This is a genomic window from Actibacterium atlanticum (assembly GCF_000671395.1).
Classification (GTDB): domain Bacteria; phylum Pseudomonadota; class Alphaproteobacteria; order Rhodobacterales; family Rhodobacteraceae; genus Actibacterium_D; species Actibacterium_D atlanticum.
This window is the reverse complement of record NZ_AQQY01000001.1, coordinates 139553-153056: the sequence shown is the minus strand read 5'-3', so window position 1 is coordinate 153056 and position 13504 is coordinate 139553. Positions and strand designations below refer to the sequence as shown.

Below are 13504 nucleotides of genomic sequence, written 5' to 3'. Positions count from 1 at the left end.
CCCCCTTTGCTGGAAGACTTCCACCATGACCCGCAGGACCATTCCTGACTTTCTGAACAAACCCGCCCCTGAACCCCCCGCCACGCGTCTGGCAGATATGGGCCTCAAACCGCACTTCACCCGCCAGCTGGCCGATTACCCCGGCCACATCCCGGCCCGCGTCACCGCCGTGCACCGCAGCAGCCTGTCCCTGATCACCGCTGACGGGCCCACCACCTGCATCCCGCTCGAAGGTATGACCGTGGGCGACTGGCTGGTCCTTGACCCCGACACCCACCAGCCCAGCCTGCTGGAACGGCTCAGCCTGTTTAAACGCCGCGCCCCGGGGCATGATCGGCGCGAACAGCTGATCGCCGCCAATGTCGATACGCTGTTCATCGTCAGCTCCTGCAATCAGGACTTCAACCTGGCCCGGCTGGAACGCTACCTCGCCCTGGCCTACGAGGCCGAGGTCACCCCGGTCATCGTCCTCACCAAATCCGACCAGGCCGCCGATCCCGACGGCTACCGCGACCAGGTGCTGGACATGCAACCCGGCGTGCTGGTCGAGGTGCTGAACGCCAAAGACGCCGATGACATCACCCGCCTGCGCCCCTGGTGCGGACGCGGGGAAACCGTGGCGCTGGTGGGCTCCTCCGGGGTGGGCAAATCGACCATCGCCAACAGCCTGCGCGGCGATGCGACCATGAAAACCGGCGACATCCGCGAAGATGACGCCAAGGGCCGCCACACCACCTCGCATCGCGAAATGCTCCCGCTAGAAGGCGGCGGCTGGCTGATCGACACGCCGGGCATGCGCGAGCTGCAAATGTCCGACGTGGCGGCCGGCATTGATGAGGTCTTCGCCGATCTGGCGGAACTGGCCCAAAGCTGCAAATTCCGCAACTGCGCGCATGAATCCGAACCGGGCTGCGCCGTCAAAGCCGCCGTGGAGGCCGGACAGATTGATCAATCCCGCGTGGACCGCTGGCAAAAGCTGCGCAGCGAAGATGCGTTCAACGCCAAGGCCCTGCACCAACGCCGCGCCGATGACCGCGCTTTCGGCAAAATGGTCAAAGGCGCGATGAAACACAAAAAGAAACGCTAAACCAAAACGGGACGGCGGGCGGGGCGACTTGCGCAGCAAGAGCGCCGTCCCCGTCTCACAACCCCGTCTCACAACCCCGTCTCGCAAGGGCGCGCCCCCACCTGCGCGCGCTGACGGGTCAGTTATTGTGCACGCCCCATAAAACACAACGGATTCCAAACGCCTCAGCCTCGTACATGTTGCGCCCCTGGCATTCATATGCACCCTCGATTAGGCGGCAAGGCCTCAATTCAAGCCCCTCAGCCGCGGCAAATTCAACCATGGCATTTTACCACGCAAACAGGAGCAAACCTTGCGTCGTCTCTTTCCCCCATTCCCCAAAGCCCTCACCTGGCGCGTCCTCGCCCTCACCGCATTGCTGCCCACAGCAACGCTGGCAGAAACCTGGCCCGAATTCGCACGTGACACATTCGTCCAGGCCCTTCTTGGCATGGAGGAAGGCGGCTACAGTATCTATGCGATCGACATGTGGAAAAAGACCTGTACCAAGGTCGAAACCATCGAAGATCAACCCGATCAGCTGATCTTCCAGTTCGACAATATCAAAGCCACACTCCTCAAGTCAGACCGCAACGGGCGCACCTTCACCGAAAGCACGGGTGAAAGCGCCTTTCCGTCAAAATACGATGCCTTCGGCGCAAGCAGCTATGCCAAAGCCTGCGGCATTGATCTGGAATGGAAACGATGGATGTCCTTCGACACGGCCCAGCCTGACCCAAACCCGTTCAAATGGTTTTCCAGCCACGGCGACAGCTGCGTTGTGCTGGAGATTTTCCAAGACTGTCGCACGCGCTGCGCCTTGCGCGAAGACCACGAAAGATGGCGCTTTCTTTCCAGCCAAAACCCGCTCTTTCAAAAGTCGATAGAGAAGATGTACAGCGATTATCAAGGCTGCCCGACCAGCTAGCGCGTGCCAACAGCCGCCCACTTTGGGACGGCGGGCGGGGCGACTTGCACAGCAAGAGCGCCGCCCCCGTCCTCACAACGGCGCGATATCTCCATCCGCGCGGCCCGCATGGAAATCCGCCTCCCACGCGTCAAACGTCCCGCCAGCAATCGCCGCCCGCATCCCCTGCATGATCTCCTGAAAATAATGCAGGTTGTGCCAGGTCAGCAGCATCGCGCTGATCATCTCGTTCGAGCGATACACATGGCTCAGATAGGCCCGCGAATAGTTCCGACAGGTCGGACAGGTGCAATCCTCATCCAACGGGCGCGGATCATCTATGTGGCGCGCATTCTTGATGTTCACCACCCCGCGCCGCGTGAACGCCTGCCCCGTCCGCCCCGACCGGCTGGGCAAGACGCAATCCATCATATCCACGCCGCGTTTCACCGCGCCCACGATGTCATCGGGCTTGCCCACCCCCATCAGGTAACGCGGCTTGTCCTCGGGCAGAAATCCGGGCGCATAGTCCAGACACGCGAACATCGCCTGTTGCCCCTCGCCCACGGCCAACCCGCCAATCGCATAACCATGAAAGCCAATCTCGCGCAGCTTCTGCGCGCTGACCTCGCGCAAATCACGCTCCAACCCGCCCTGCATAATGCCAAACAGCGCATGCCCGGGCCGCTCACCAAACGCCTCTTTTGACCGCTTCGCCCAGCGCATCGACAACTCCATCGAGCGCGCAATCGTGTCCCGATCCGCAGGCAGTGCCGGGCATTCGTCAAAACACATGACAATGTCACTGCCCAACAGCTTCTGGATCTCCATCGATCGCTCGGGGCTCAGCATGTGTTTGGAGCCATCCACATGGCTGGTGAACTTCACACCTTCCTCGGTCAGCTTGCGCAACCCGGCCAACGACATCACCTGAAACCCGCCACTGTCCGTCAGAATGGGCCGGTCCCAGTTCATGAACTTGTGCAACCCACCAAGGCGATCAATCCGCTCGGCGGTGGGGCGCAGCATCAGATGATAAGTGTTGCCCAGCAAAATATCGGCACCCGTCTCGCGCACGCTTTCCGGCATCATCGCCTTCACGGTCGCCGCCGTCCCCACCGGCATAAACGCCGGCGTCCGAATATCCCCACGCGGCGTGCGGATCACGCCCGTGCGGGCACGGCCATCGGTGGCCTTCAGATCAAATGAAATCTCCATACCCCCATTTGCGCCAATCGCGCCCTCGCCACAAGGCTTGAGTTTTCACGCCCCCCACGCCAAGCTGCTTTAAAACCCATTGATTTCCCGATGACCAAACAGAAAATCGCCCTGCGCCGCGCGCACAACCGCCCTCAAGGCCTCGACCCGGTCGAGCGCATCAACGCCATCACCCGCAACGCCCGCGCCAGCTGGGCCGGGCTGGTCGCGGTGCTGCTGTTCGTGGGCGTCACCCTGCTGGGGTTCGAACATATCGACTTCTACGGCATTGACGAACAAACCACCCTGCCCGTCGTCGGCGTTTCCGTCCCCACAAGGTTCTTCTTCTACGCCGCGCCGGTCCTGGCCGCCGCCAGCTATATCTACTTCCACCTCTACCTGCTGCGGCTCTGGAGCGCCCTTGCCACCGCCCCCGCCCGCATCAAAGGCGCGCCCCTGTCCGATGCCACCCCGGTCTGGCTGCTGCTCGACGCCGCCCTGTGGCTGCGCAACCTTGTGCGCCGCGACGGCAGCAGCGGAGAGCGCGCGCTTGAGGGCATCTCAGCCCTCGTCAACATCGCCCTGGCCTGGGGCTTTGGCCTGGTGGTCGTCGGCTACGCCTGGTGGATATCTGCCACGGCCCGCGACCTCTGGATGACCGGCCTCACCGCGCTGATGTGGCTCGCCATGATCGCAACCGCCATCAGCAGTCTCGGCACCCTGTGGCGCCGGGTCGCCCACAACCGATCCCCCCGCCCCGCCTACATCGCCACCGCCACCTTCTTCCTCTGCGCCCCCCTTCTGGCCTTCCCCAGCTACTGGCGCACGACTGAGCCCGCCCCATGGCTGCCCCGGCCGGGTGAAAAAGTCGCGGACGACTGGCAATCCCCCTACCCCCTGCTCGACCCATTCGCCCACCTCGCCCCAATCTATCTGGTAGGGGCTGAGATCGTTCGAAAACCCGAGGATTGGCTGCCCCATGACATCCAGATGGACGAGTTCCGGGTAAACTATTGCAAGCGCAAAGCCATCACGCCCTGCATATTGGAGGGTGACACCCAAGAGGCCTTCGACGCCGAATGGCAAACCCGCTGGCAAGCCCGCCTCGCCGCCCTGCCCAAACCCAAATGGCACAACCCCGGCCATGCCAAACCCGATCTGCGTCAGGCCAACCTGACTGACAGCTTCCTGGCGGGCATAGACCTGAACAACGCTCAGATGCAGGGTACGGAACTCAGCCGGGCGCAGATGCAGGGCGCGAACCTCCGCAAGGCGATGATGCAGGACACGGACCTCGGATCAGCGCAGATGCAAGGCGCGGTGCTCCTCGAGGCGGAGATGAATGATGCGGACCTCCGCAAGGCAAACATGCAGGGGGCGGACCTCCGCGAGGCGAAAATGCAAGTCGCGATACTCAGCGAGGCGCAGATGCAGAGGGCGGACCTCCGCGACGCGAAAATGCAAGGCGCGATACTCAGCGAGGCGCAGATGCAGAGGGCGGACCTCCGCGAGGCGAAAATGCAGGGGGTGAAGCTTTACTACGCCCTATTGACCGGAAGCGCCGAGAGACCGATCATCTCAATCGACATCAACCTGAGTGCGAGCATAGGTGATGGTAGCGCCCTCAGGTTTGTCGATCTCAGTGGCGCCTATTTCGATACCGTAACCGATTGGCGCAACAGCTTCCTTGATGGCACTGTCACCCTGCCCGATGGCTTCCGCGCCGCCATGGGCAATCCTTGCCAATGGGTAAACGAACCGCTTTCCGATCAGCAATTCTATGGCCGCTGGCGCGGCTGGCTCGAAACAAATGATCCCAATATTGGATGGTCGTTTACCGCCACCGCCCCTCCCGAATGGCGCGATGTCACCCCGATCCCACCCCCCGAAGGCTGCGAATGGAAATTCGGCCTGATGCCCGATGCGGCGTCCAAATAGCACTTTAAACCTTTAAACCTCGGCCCCTGCGCCCCGCCAAACTTTCAAACATTCGTTAAAACATGGGCGGCGCTTTACCTCGGCCCTCCCATTCCTTATATCTTTGGTAAGTTATCCAAAGAGACCCCCATGACCGACACAGGCCAACAGCTCGAGGGCGCGCCCCTCATCAAACCGTCCTCCGTGGAGCACCCGCTTTTCGATGCCGTGATCGAAGGCTGCCGCACCGTGTTTGATCCGGAAATTCCGGTCAACATCTACGATCTGGGCCTGATCTATACCATTGAAATAAATGACGAAAATGAGGTTCGGGTGCTGATGACCCTGACAGCGCCCGGTTGCCCCGTCGCCGGTGAAATGCCCGGCTGGGTCGCCGAAGCGATTGAGCCTCTGCCCGGAGTCAAACAGGTCGACGTCGCGCTGGTCTGGGAACCCCCATGGGGCATGGACATGATGTCTGATGAGGCCCGTCTTGAATTGGGTTTCATGTAACCCCAAACTTGAAAACAAGGGTCCAAACCCTTAATTTCATTGCATCAATAAAGGGTGCACCATGTTCAACATCCCCGGCGAAAACCCGGTCTCCATTACCCCCGCTGCCATCGCGCAGATCACCCGCCTGATGGAAAAAGGTGGCTCTGCAGGCTTGCGGATCGGCGTCAAGAAAGGCGGCTGCGCCGGGATGGAATACACCATGGAGTATGTGCAGGACGTCGACCCCCAGGATCTGGTGGTAGAACAAGACGGCGCCCGCGTGATGATCGCCCCCATGGCGCAGATGTTCATGTTCGGCACCGAGATCGACTATGAGACCTCTTTGCTGGAAAGCGGCTTCAAATTCCGCAACCCCAACGTGGTCGAAGCCTGCGGCTGCGGCGAGTCTATCAAATTCGCAGAGATGTAATTCACATCACCAAATCGCGTGAAATCGCCGCAAAGTGACGCTCCTCCCTTGCCTTCCCCCTAAGCAATAAGGCTAAGTGCTCCAAACATTTTGGGAGATCACGATGGCCAACAAGCTTGCCGCCGGCAATTGGAAAATGAACGGAACCACTGCCCAACTGGCAGAGATTGACGCGCTTCATAAAGCGCACCCCGACCCGTCCGTCGACATCCTGATCTGCCCGCCCGCAACGCTTTTGTCGCGCCTTTCAGACGCCACAAAAGACAGCGCCATTGCCACCGGAGCTCAGGATTGCCACGCTCATAATTCGGGCGCGCATACGGGTGATATCTCGGCTGAGATGGTCAAAGACGCCGGCGGCAGCTATGTCATTCTGGGTCACTCTGAACGCCGTACCGACCATGGTGAAACCGATGCAATCGTTCAAGCCAAAACACAGGCTGCGCTGGATGCCGGGCTGATCGCTGTCGTCTGCATCGGCGAGACCGAGGCCGAGCGCGATGCGGGCACCACCCTGGATGTTCTCGGGACCCAACTCGCCGGGTCCCTGCCCGACGGGATCGACGGAAACACGGTCGTCGTTGCCTATGAACCCGTCTGGGCCATCGGCACTGGCCGCGTCCCCACGCTGGAGCAAATCGCCGAAGCCCATGATTTCATGCGCAAAACACTGGCCGATCGCTTTGGCTCTGCGGCCGATGACATCGCCTTGCTCTATGGCGGCTCAGTCAAACCCGGCAATGCTTCTGAAATTTTTGCCACGTCCAACGTGGATGGCGCGCTGGTTGGCGGGGCCTCGCTGAAAGCAGCTGACTTCACCGGCATCATCACGGCACTCGAAAACGCCTGACCCGGCCACAACAGTCGCACCAATGCAAAGGCCGCCCCAAGGGGCGGCCTTTTTAACTTATAAACTTGCGCCGCCCCGTCAGGGGCGGCGCGCCGCTTAACAACGGTTACTTGGTTATGATCTCTGGCCCCATGATCGAATTCGGCAGATAGGTCGAAATCCATGGGATGTAGGTCACCATCAGCAGGAAGACGAACAGTACAGCCAGGAAGGGCAACGCGGCTTTCACGACCCGCATCATCGGCATACCGGCCACACCCGAGGTGACGAACAGGTTCAGACCAACCGGTGGGGTGATCATCCCGATCTCCATGTTCACCACCATGATGATACCCAGGTGGATCGGATCCACGCCCAGCTCAATAGCGATGGGGAAGACCAGCGGCGCAACAATCACCAGCAGGCCCGAGGGTTCCATGAACTGGCCCCCGATCAGCAGGATCACGTTGACCATGACCAGGAACATGATCTTGCCAAAACCGGCGCTGAGCATCGCACTGGCGATCTGCTGCGGGATTTGTTCGTCGGTCAAAACATGCTTCAGGATCAACGCGTTGGCGATGATGAACATCAGCATGATGGTCAGTTTACCGGCCTCAAGCAGCGTGTGCTTGGTGTCGCGGTGGAACAGGGCCGTGACCAGCGCAAGCGGCTTTTTGAACAGCGGCGTTGGGCGACCGTCCTCTTGGGCCGGGGCAAGCGGCCCCATATCGCGATAGACAAAGCTGGCAATGATGAACGCATAGACCGAGGCCACGGCAGCGGCTTCTGTCGGCGTAAAGATCGCACCGGTGATGCCGGGTACACCGTAGATACCCACCATGATGATGACGATCAGCATCAAGCCCCAGAAGGCGTCGGCAAAGGACGAGGTGATCTCACCCCAACCGGCCCATTCGCCCTTGGGCATGTTCTTGATCCGCGCCATCACGTAGATCGCGATCATCAACATGACACCGGCCATCAGGCCCGGGATCACCCCGGCCAGGAACATCCGGCCCACGGACACTTCAACCGCCGAGGCATAGACCACCATCACAATCGACGGCGGGATCAGAATGCCCAGCGTACCTGCGTTACAGATCACACCAGCGGCGAATTCCTTGGAATAGCCCACCTGTTTCATCGCCGCGATTACGATTGTCCCGATGGCCACAACAGTTGCCGGAGAGCTCCCCGACAGGGCGGCAAACAGCATACAGGCAAAGACACCTGCAATCGCCAGACCGCCGCGCATGTGGCCCACACAGGCAATCGAGAAGCGGATGATCCGTTTCGCCACCCCGCCCGTCGACATGAAGCTTGATGCCAGAATGAAGAACGGGATCGCCAGCAGCGTATAGTGGCCCGCCATCGCCTGATAAAGCGACTGCGCGACTGACGCCAAAGAGCTGTCCGAGTAAATCAGCAGAAAAACCATCGAGCTAAGGCCCAGCGACACTGCGATCGGCACCCCGATCAGCAGCATGCCAATCACCATGGCAAAGAGAAAGACAACATCCATCGTTTAACCCTCGTTCTGAGCGGCGGCTTCTTCGACCGCGTCTTCGGCTTCGTGGCTGGCGATCAGGCTTTCCTGACGGCCTGTGACAAGGCGCCAGAGTGCCTGTCCAATGCGCAGCACCAGCAGCGCTGCCCCGACGGGCAACATCACATAGGGCACAAGGCGCGGCATTTTTTCGTATTCTTCGCCCAGGTTGAACGTGTTCTCGAGCCAGCCTTGCAGGAACGGGATCGGGATTTGCTCGGTCTCGTACCAGCCCTGATCGCGGGTGCGCTCATTGAACCCGGTGGGGAACCAACGGCCCTCGGTGGCCTCAAAACCGGCAAACGGGGCCCAATAATCCCAGGCGCCTTTCATCAGCAGCAGGGCATAGACCATGCAGATCAACGCCGAGACGATCACCAGAACCTTGCGCGGTTTCTTATCGAGCATGTTCAGGATCGCATCGACCCCAAGGTGAGAGGCATGTTTGAACCCGTAGGAAATGCCAAACAGAACCAACCAGGCAAACAGCACCAGCGTGACCTCAAGCCCCCAAAGGATTTCAGTCGGCAGTGACAGCCCGGTCAGGTTTTCAAAGCCTTTCCCAACCGCAGAGTTAAACACATAGCGCACCACAACGTTGGCAAATGTCAGCAGGGCCATCAGGCCAAGTGTCAGTGCGATGAGCGTTTCTTCGACATTATCGACAAACCGGCCAAACCCGGATTTCGGCGGGTTGTGTATCTGGCTGTTCATGCCGTTCCCCCTTCTAAGAATGACAAACGGCCCGGGACACTTTGCGCCTGCCCCGGGCCGTCCTGCCCGATTGGATCGGATTAGTAGCCTGCGTTGATCTGCTGTGCGGCAGCGATGTTGTCAGCGCCGACATCAGATTCAAACTCGGCCCAAACCGGCTTCATCGCGTCGACCCATGCCTGACGCTGCTCGGCGGTCAGCTGACGCACGGTCGAACCCGCGTCGATCACCGACTGTTTTGCAGCTTCGTTCACGGCAAAGGCTTCAGCGTTACGGGTTTCGGTGACTTCACGCAGAATGGTGGTCAGCTGGTCCCGCACGTCGTCGGGCAGACCGTCCCAGAAATCCACCGAGGTCACGACCATATAGTCGATGATGCCGTGGTTGGTTTCGGTGATGCCGTCCTGCACTTCGAAGAACTTCTTGCCATAGATGTTGGACCAGGTGTTTTCCTGACCGTCCACAACGCCGGTTTGCAGCGCGCCATAGACTTCCGAGAAGGCCATGGGTTGGGGCGAGGCACCCAGTGCTTTCATCTGCGCAACCAGCACGTCCGAGGTTTGCACGCGGAATTTCAGGTCGGTGGCATCCGACGGGTCGATCAGCGGCTTGTTGGCCGAGAACTGCTTCATGCCGTTATGCCAGAACTCAAGACCCAGCAGACCCCGGCGGGTCATCGACTGCTTCATCGCCTGACCAGCGTCCGAGTTCTGAAACTCGTCTACTGCATCAATGTTGGCGAACATGAAGGGCAGGTCGAACAGGCGGAACTGCTTGGTGAACTGCTCGAACTTCGACAGCGACGGGGCGGCCATCTGCACGTCACCCTGAAGCATGGCTTCAAGAACCTGGTTATCGTTGTAGAGGGTCGAGTTCGGGAAGACTTCAATACAGGCCTTGCCGTTCATTTCCTCGTTCACGCGCTTTTCCAGCAGCGAGGCGGCGATCCCCTTGGGGTGCTTGTCGGTGTTGGTCACGTGGCTGAACTTGATGACGATCTCACCCTCGTCACAAGCGCCTTCTGCATGTGCAGCACCAGCAGCAATCGACAGAGCGGCCGCGGCGACCGCGAACTTTGCGAATTTCATAAGCTATCCTCCCAGATAACGGTGTTCGTTATGTTTGCGGGGTGTAATCCCCCTGCCCATCTAGAAAAGCGAGGCAGGCGGGGTTGCTCAAGAAAAACGTGTCGCTTCCCAAAATGCTCTATTTATTTAAGTTTTTTCATACGGTTACAGCAAGATATCGCAAATCCGTCTTGGCGCGGGCCTGACAAGTGGGCGAAAATTCACACAGCTGTTACCGGCGACTGTGCGAAAATCCGCACAGCTTGGCTATCGGTACAACTCGGGGCGAATCTCGTGACGAGCCAGCCGATCATAGAAAGTCTTGCGCGGCAATTTCAGCGCTTTGGACGCCTCGGTTGCGTTGCCCTGCGCACGCCGCAGTGCATCAATAAGCAACGAGCGTTCGACGCGCGCCATCTTTTCGCTAAGCCCGGCTTCTTCGGTGTCTTCGGTCGTCTCTGACAGGCCCATGGCGAAACGCATCGCCGCATTCATCAGCGCGCGGGCGTTGCCGGGCCAGTCCTGCGCCATCAGGCGCGCAATCACATCAGGCGTGATCTCGGGCTGCGGCAGCGCGGCCTGTTCGCAGGCAATCGCAACGTAGTGGCGAAACAGGATGGGGATATCTTCGGGGCGCTGCGACAGGGCCGGGATACGCACACGCATTACGTCCAGCTTATAGAACAGATCCGTATTGAACGCCCCACCCTGCACCAGCGCATCAATATCCTTGTAAGTGCCGGCAATCACCCGTGCCCCCGCGCCTTCGTCCAGCATTTCGATCAATGCGAATTGCGCCGCGTCAGACAGCGACGCCACCCCATCAATGAACAACGTTCCGCCCTCTGCACGGGCCATCGCATCGGCAAGGTCCTGCGGAGTTGCCGAGGCCGCCGAAAGCTTTTCGAAACTGTGCATCGACACGTCCGACAGCAGATGGATCACCTCTGCGACTTTAGAGGTGCCCGAGCCCGGCGCGCCGGTCACCAACACTTCGGCCCCCGCACGCGAGACGGCGCGCACCCGACCGCGCAACTCTTCGGCCAGCGTGCTTTCGCCAAACAGCATGCGCGCCGCCGCATCACCGGTTTCAAGCTGCGCTTTCAGGCGTCGGTTCTCCAGCACCATGTCGCGCGTCTTTTGGGCGCGGGTGATCACGGCGGTCAGATCAGCAGGCGCACAGGGTTTTTCGAGAAAGCCAAAGGCCCCCTTCCCCATGGCTTTGACCGCCATCGGAATGTCGCCTTCCCCCGTCAGCAAAATCACCGGCAATTCCGCATCCAGCCCGTGGGAGTAGTCCAAAAGATAGAACCCATCCCGACCGGGCATGCGCATATCTGACAAAATCACGCCCGGAAAGTCAGCCGAGATATGATCTTTGGCCTCGATAAACGAGCCCGTCGCGATCACAGCAATATCTTCCAACTCCAGCGTCTGGCTTAGCGCCTCGCGTACCACCGGATCATCATCCACCACCAAAACGGGTGCATTGCTCATGCCACTTGTTCCTCGTGCCAGTATTCCAGGTCCACGGTGAAGACCGCTCCGCCTTTTGGGGCGTTGGTGCCGCGAATATTGCCGCCAAAGCTTTGGACCAGCCCGTAGGAAATGGAAAGGCCCAGCCCCATCCCTTCGGAACTGCCGACCTCTTTGGTGGTATAGAACGGATCAAAAATTTTGTCGGGCTGATCAATCCCCGGCCCCGTGTCCCGGACGGTCACGCTGAGTGTCGGGCCCGCTTGAACGGCGATTTCGATGCGTTTGTCGCTAAGTCCGGTCATCGCGTCTGCGGCGTTGTTGATCAGGTTCACAAAGACCTGACTCAAACGTACCTCGCCCCCAAGGGCAAACACCGGATCATCGGGAGGGTGCCACGACAGCGCCACCTGTTCATTGCGCAACCGGGTTTCGGTCAGTTCCACCGCCTGATCAATCACCGCCACCAGATCAATCTTGCCCATCGGTTCGGATTCATTGCGGGCAAAGGCACGCAGGTTCTTGATGATCCGCGCCATACGCGCCGCCATCTGTGCGATCCGGCCAAGGTTGTCGCCCGCCTTGTCGGCATTGCCGCGCGTCATGAATTTCTGACCATTCTCGGCAAAGCTCTGGATCGCCATCAGAGGCTGGTTCAGCTCGTGGCTGATCCCTGCAGACATCTGCCCCAGCGCGCTTAATTTACCCGCCTGCACCAGATCGGCCTGCGCTTGTTTCAACGCGGCTTCGGCCTCTTCGCGCTCGGCCACTTCGCGGCGCAGGGCAAGGTTGGTGGCCGAAAGCTCGGCCGTGCGCTTTGCTACGCGGCGTTCCAGCTGCGCATTAGCGTGCTCTTCCAGCATCAATCTTTCTGACAACGCCTGCCGGCGTTGCAGCAACAACAGCAAGGTGCTGCCGACGATCAAGGACAAGGCCGCCGCGACGGCCGCCTGCAAGGTCGCGATCCGTTGCGCCGGGGCGATGTCCAGCAACAGCTCTCCGGTCATGTCGATCACCGGCAGGTACTGCACCAGATGCAAGGCCCCCGCCGGCAGATAGGGACCGGCGTTCAGCATCCACACGTCCAGCCCGGCGTGACGCGCCGTACTGGCAACTGGCAACGCCCGCATCGGCCCAAGATCATAGCCATGCTGGCGCAGCCCCACCCCATCCGACACGGCTTGGGTGGTGTTGAACAACAGCTCGGCCCGGTTGGAAATAAAGATCACCCCCAACGCATCAGTGAAATAGACCGCCTGCGGATCAGCCAGCCATTCGGCCTCGACCGCCCAGACGTTCACATCGACCTCAAGCACGCCAATGGGGCCCGGAAAGCTGCCAAAAACCGGGGCAGAGAAGGTGATTGCGCGCCCGGCGATTGTGTCAATACGGGCATGATGCGAGCCCAACGCACCTTGCATCGCGCGTTTATAGGCGGGGTTGTCGCGTCGGGTTCCATAGGGTTTGGCCCCAGAACTGGCCAAAACTGTCCCATCCGCCCCCACCAGCCGCAGCTCCAGCGTGCCGGTCATGTCGCCCGTTGACAGCAATACCGGCTCTATCTCTGACAGCGGAATACGCCCTTCCAAGGCTGCGACAATATCAGGTCGGTTCGCCATCAGCACCGCCAGTTCGCGATATTGCTGCAATTCGCCCAGCAAACGGTCGGCAGCCAGAGAAAGGTTCGATTGCCCGCGCGCCGCCAACTGCCCCAGCGCCGCTCGATAGCCAAACCACCACGTCCCCCCTGCAATAGCGAGGGCCAGCATCAAAAACATCGTGGCAGTGGCGGCGAAACGGGTCATGCGCAAGTCCGGTTGACAGGGGGTTATGGTAAAAACACCCTGCCCCGATGGC

The 13504-nt window shown here is 60.2% G+C and carries 12 protein-coding genes; 6 read left to right on the top strand and 6 right to left on the bottom strand.

Translation table 11 applies throughout. From position 1 onward, the window contains the following. Window positions 1-25: 25 nt before the first annotated feature. Both rsgA and ATO10_RS00775 read left to right on the top strand, forming a co-directional pair. Window positions 26-1087 (top strand): ribosome small subunit-dependent GTPase A, encoded by a 1062-nt coding sequence (gene rsgA, locus ATO10_RS00780; protein WP_035246820.1) that lies wholly within the window; start codon window positions 26-28, stop codon window positions 1085-1087. Between the two features lie 292 nt (window positions 1088-1379). After that, window positions 1380-1994: a hypothetical protein gene (locus ATO10_RS00775; RefSeq protein ID WP_035246818.1), complete on the top strand. Its 615-nt coding sequence runs from the start codon at window positions 1380-1382 to the stop codon at window positions 1992-1994. A gap of 72 nt (window positions 1995-2066) precedes the next feature. Here ATO10_RS00775 and tgt read toward each other — a convergent pair whose 3' ends face one another. Then, window positions 2067-3191 carry a tRNA guanosine(34) transglycosylase Tgt gene (tgt, locus tag ATO10_RS00770; RefSeq protein ID WP_035246816.1) on the bottom strand — a complete coding sequence of 375 codons (1125 nt, stop codon included), beginning with the start codon at window positions 3189-3191 and terminating at the stop codon, window positions 2067-2069. Window positions 3192-3281: 90 nt separating this feature from the next. Here tgt and ATO10_RS00765 point away from each other — a divergent pair, with 90 nt between their 5' ends. The 4 genes from ATO10_RS00765 (at window position 3282) to tpiA (ending at window position 6862) form a co-directional block, all read left to right on the top strand. Next, window positions 3282-5108, top strand: a complete 1827-nt coding sequence (locus ATO10_RS00765) for a pentapeptide repeat-containing protein (protein WP_035246815.1) — start codon at window positions 3282-3284, stop codon at window positions 5106-5108. A 129-nt stretch (window positions 5109-5237) separates the two neighbouring features. Beyond that, window positions 5238-5600, top strand: coding sequence for an SUF system Fe-S cluster assembly protein (locus ATO10_RS00760; protein ID WP_035246813.1), 363 nt, complete (start codon window positions 5238-5240; stop codon window positions 5598-5600). A gap of 61 nt (window positions 5601-5661) precedes the next feature. Beyond that, on the top strand, window positions 5662-6012 hold the full coding sequence (locus ATO10_RS00755) for a HesB/IscA family protein (RefSeq protein WP_035246811.1): 351 nt from the start codon (window positions 5662-5664) through the stop codon (window positions 6010-6012). Between the two features lie 103 nt (window positions 6013-6115). Further along, window positions 6116-6862 carry a triose-phosphate isomerase gene (gene tpiA / locus ATO10_RS00750; RefSeq protein ID WP_035246807.1) on the top strand — a complete coding sequence of 249 codons (747 nt, stop codon included), beginning with the start codon at window positions 6116-6118 and terminating at the stop codon, window positions 6860-6862. A 106-nt stretch (window positions 6863-6968) separates the two neighbouring features. Here the strand turns inward: tpiA and ATO10_RS00745 are convergent, their stop codons facing one another. From ATO10_RS00745 to ATO10_RS00725, 5 genes are all read right to left on the bottom strand, one after another. Continuing rightward, window positions 6969-8366, bottom strand: a complete 1398-nt coding sequence (locus tag ATO10_RS00745; protein WP_035246805.1) for a TRAP transporter large permease — start codon at window positions 8364-8366, stop codon at window positions 6969-6971. Window positions 8367-8369: 3 nt separating this feature from the next. Next, window positions 8370-9104, bottom strand: coding sequence for a TRAP transporter small permease (locus ATO10_RS00740; protein WP_035246802.1), 735 nt, complete (start codon window positions 9102-9104; stop codon window positions 8370-8372). An 80-nt stretch (window positions 9105-9184) separates the two neighbouring features. After that, window positions 9185-10192, bottom strand: a complete 1008-nt coding sequence (locus ATO10_RS00735) for a TRAP transporter substrate-binding protein (protein ID WP_035246799.1) — start codon at window positions 10190-10192, stop codon at window positions 9185-9187. A gap of 246 nt (window positions 10193-10438) precedes the next feature. Continuing rightward, the gene (locus tag ATO10_RS00730; protein ID WP_035246796.1) at window positions 10439-11668 is read right to left on the bottom strand and encodes a sigma-54-dependent transcriptional regulator; all 1230 of its coding nucleotides are present in this window, start codon (window positions 11666-11668) and stop codon (window positions 10439-10441) included. Then, entirely contained in the window at window positions 11665-13452 is a 1788-nt protein-coding gene (locus ATO10_RS00725; RefSeq protein ID WP_035246794.1) for a sensor histidine kinase, read from the bottom strand. The genes ATO10_RS00730 and ATO10_RS00725 overlap by 4 nt, the downstream gene beginning before the upstream one ends. Window positions 13453-13504: the final 52 nt, after the last annotated feature.

What these genes read in the sequence shown, in the direction of transcription:
- rsgA (WP_035246820.1), top strand. Translation starts at nt 26, where the DNA reads ATGACCCGCAGGACCATTCCTGACTTTCTGAACAAACCCGCCCCTGAA.
- tgt (WP_035246816.1), bottom strand. Translation starts at nt 3,191, where the DNA reads ATGGAGATTTCATTTGATCTGAAGGCCACCGATGGCCGTGCCCGCACG.
- ATO10_RS00765 (WP_035246815.1), top strand. Translation starts at nt 3,282, where the DNA reads ATGACCAAACAGAAAATCGCCCTGCGCCGCGCGCACAACCGCCCTCAA.
- ATO10_RS00760 (WP_035246813.1), top strand. Translation starts at nt 5,238, where the DNA reads ATGACCGACACAGGCCAACAGCTCGAGGGCGCGCCCCTCATCAAACCG.
- ATO10_RS00755 (WP_035246811.1), top strand. Translation starts at nt 5,662, where the DNA reads ATGTTCAACATCCCCGGCGAAAACCCGGTCTCCATTACCCCCGCTGCC.
- tpiA (WP_035246807.1), top strand. Translation starts at nt 6,116, where the DNA reads ATGGCCAACAAGCTTGCCGCCGGCAATTGGAAAATGAACGGAACCACT.
- ATO10_RS00745 (WP_035246805.1), bottom strand. Translation starts at nt 8,366, where the DNA reads ATGGATGTTGTCTTTCTCTTTGCCATGGTGATTGGCATGCTGCTGATC.
- ATO10_RS00740 (WP_035246802.1), bottom strand. Translation starts at nt 9,104, where the DNA reads ATGAACAGCCAGATACACAACCCGCCGAAATCCGGGTTTGGCCGGTTT.
- ATO10_RS00735 (WP_035246799.1), bottom strand. Translation starts at nt 10,192, where the DNA reads ATGAAATTCGCAAAGTTCGCGGTCGCCGCGGCCGCTCTGTCGATTGCT.
- ATO10_RS00730 (WP_035246796.1), bottom strand. Translation starts at nt 11,668, where the DNA reads ATGAGCAATGCACCCGTTTTGGTGGTGGATGATGATCCGGTGGTACGC.
- ATO10_RS00725 (WP_035246794.1), bottom strand. Translation starts at nt 13,452, where the DNA reads ATGACCCGTTTCGCCGCCACTGCCACGATGTTTTTGATGCTGGCCCTC.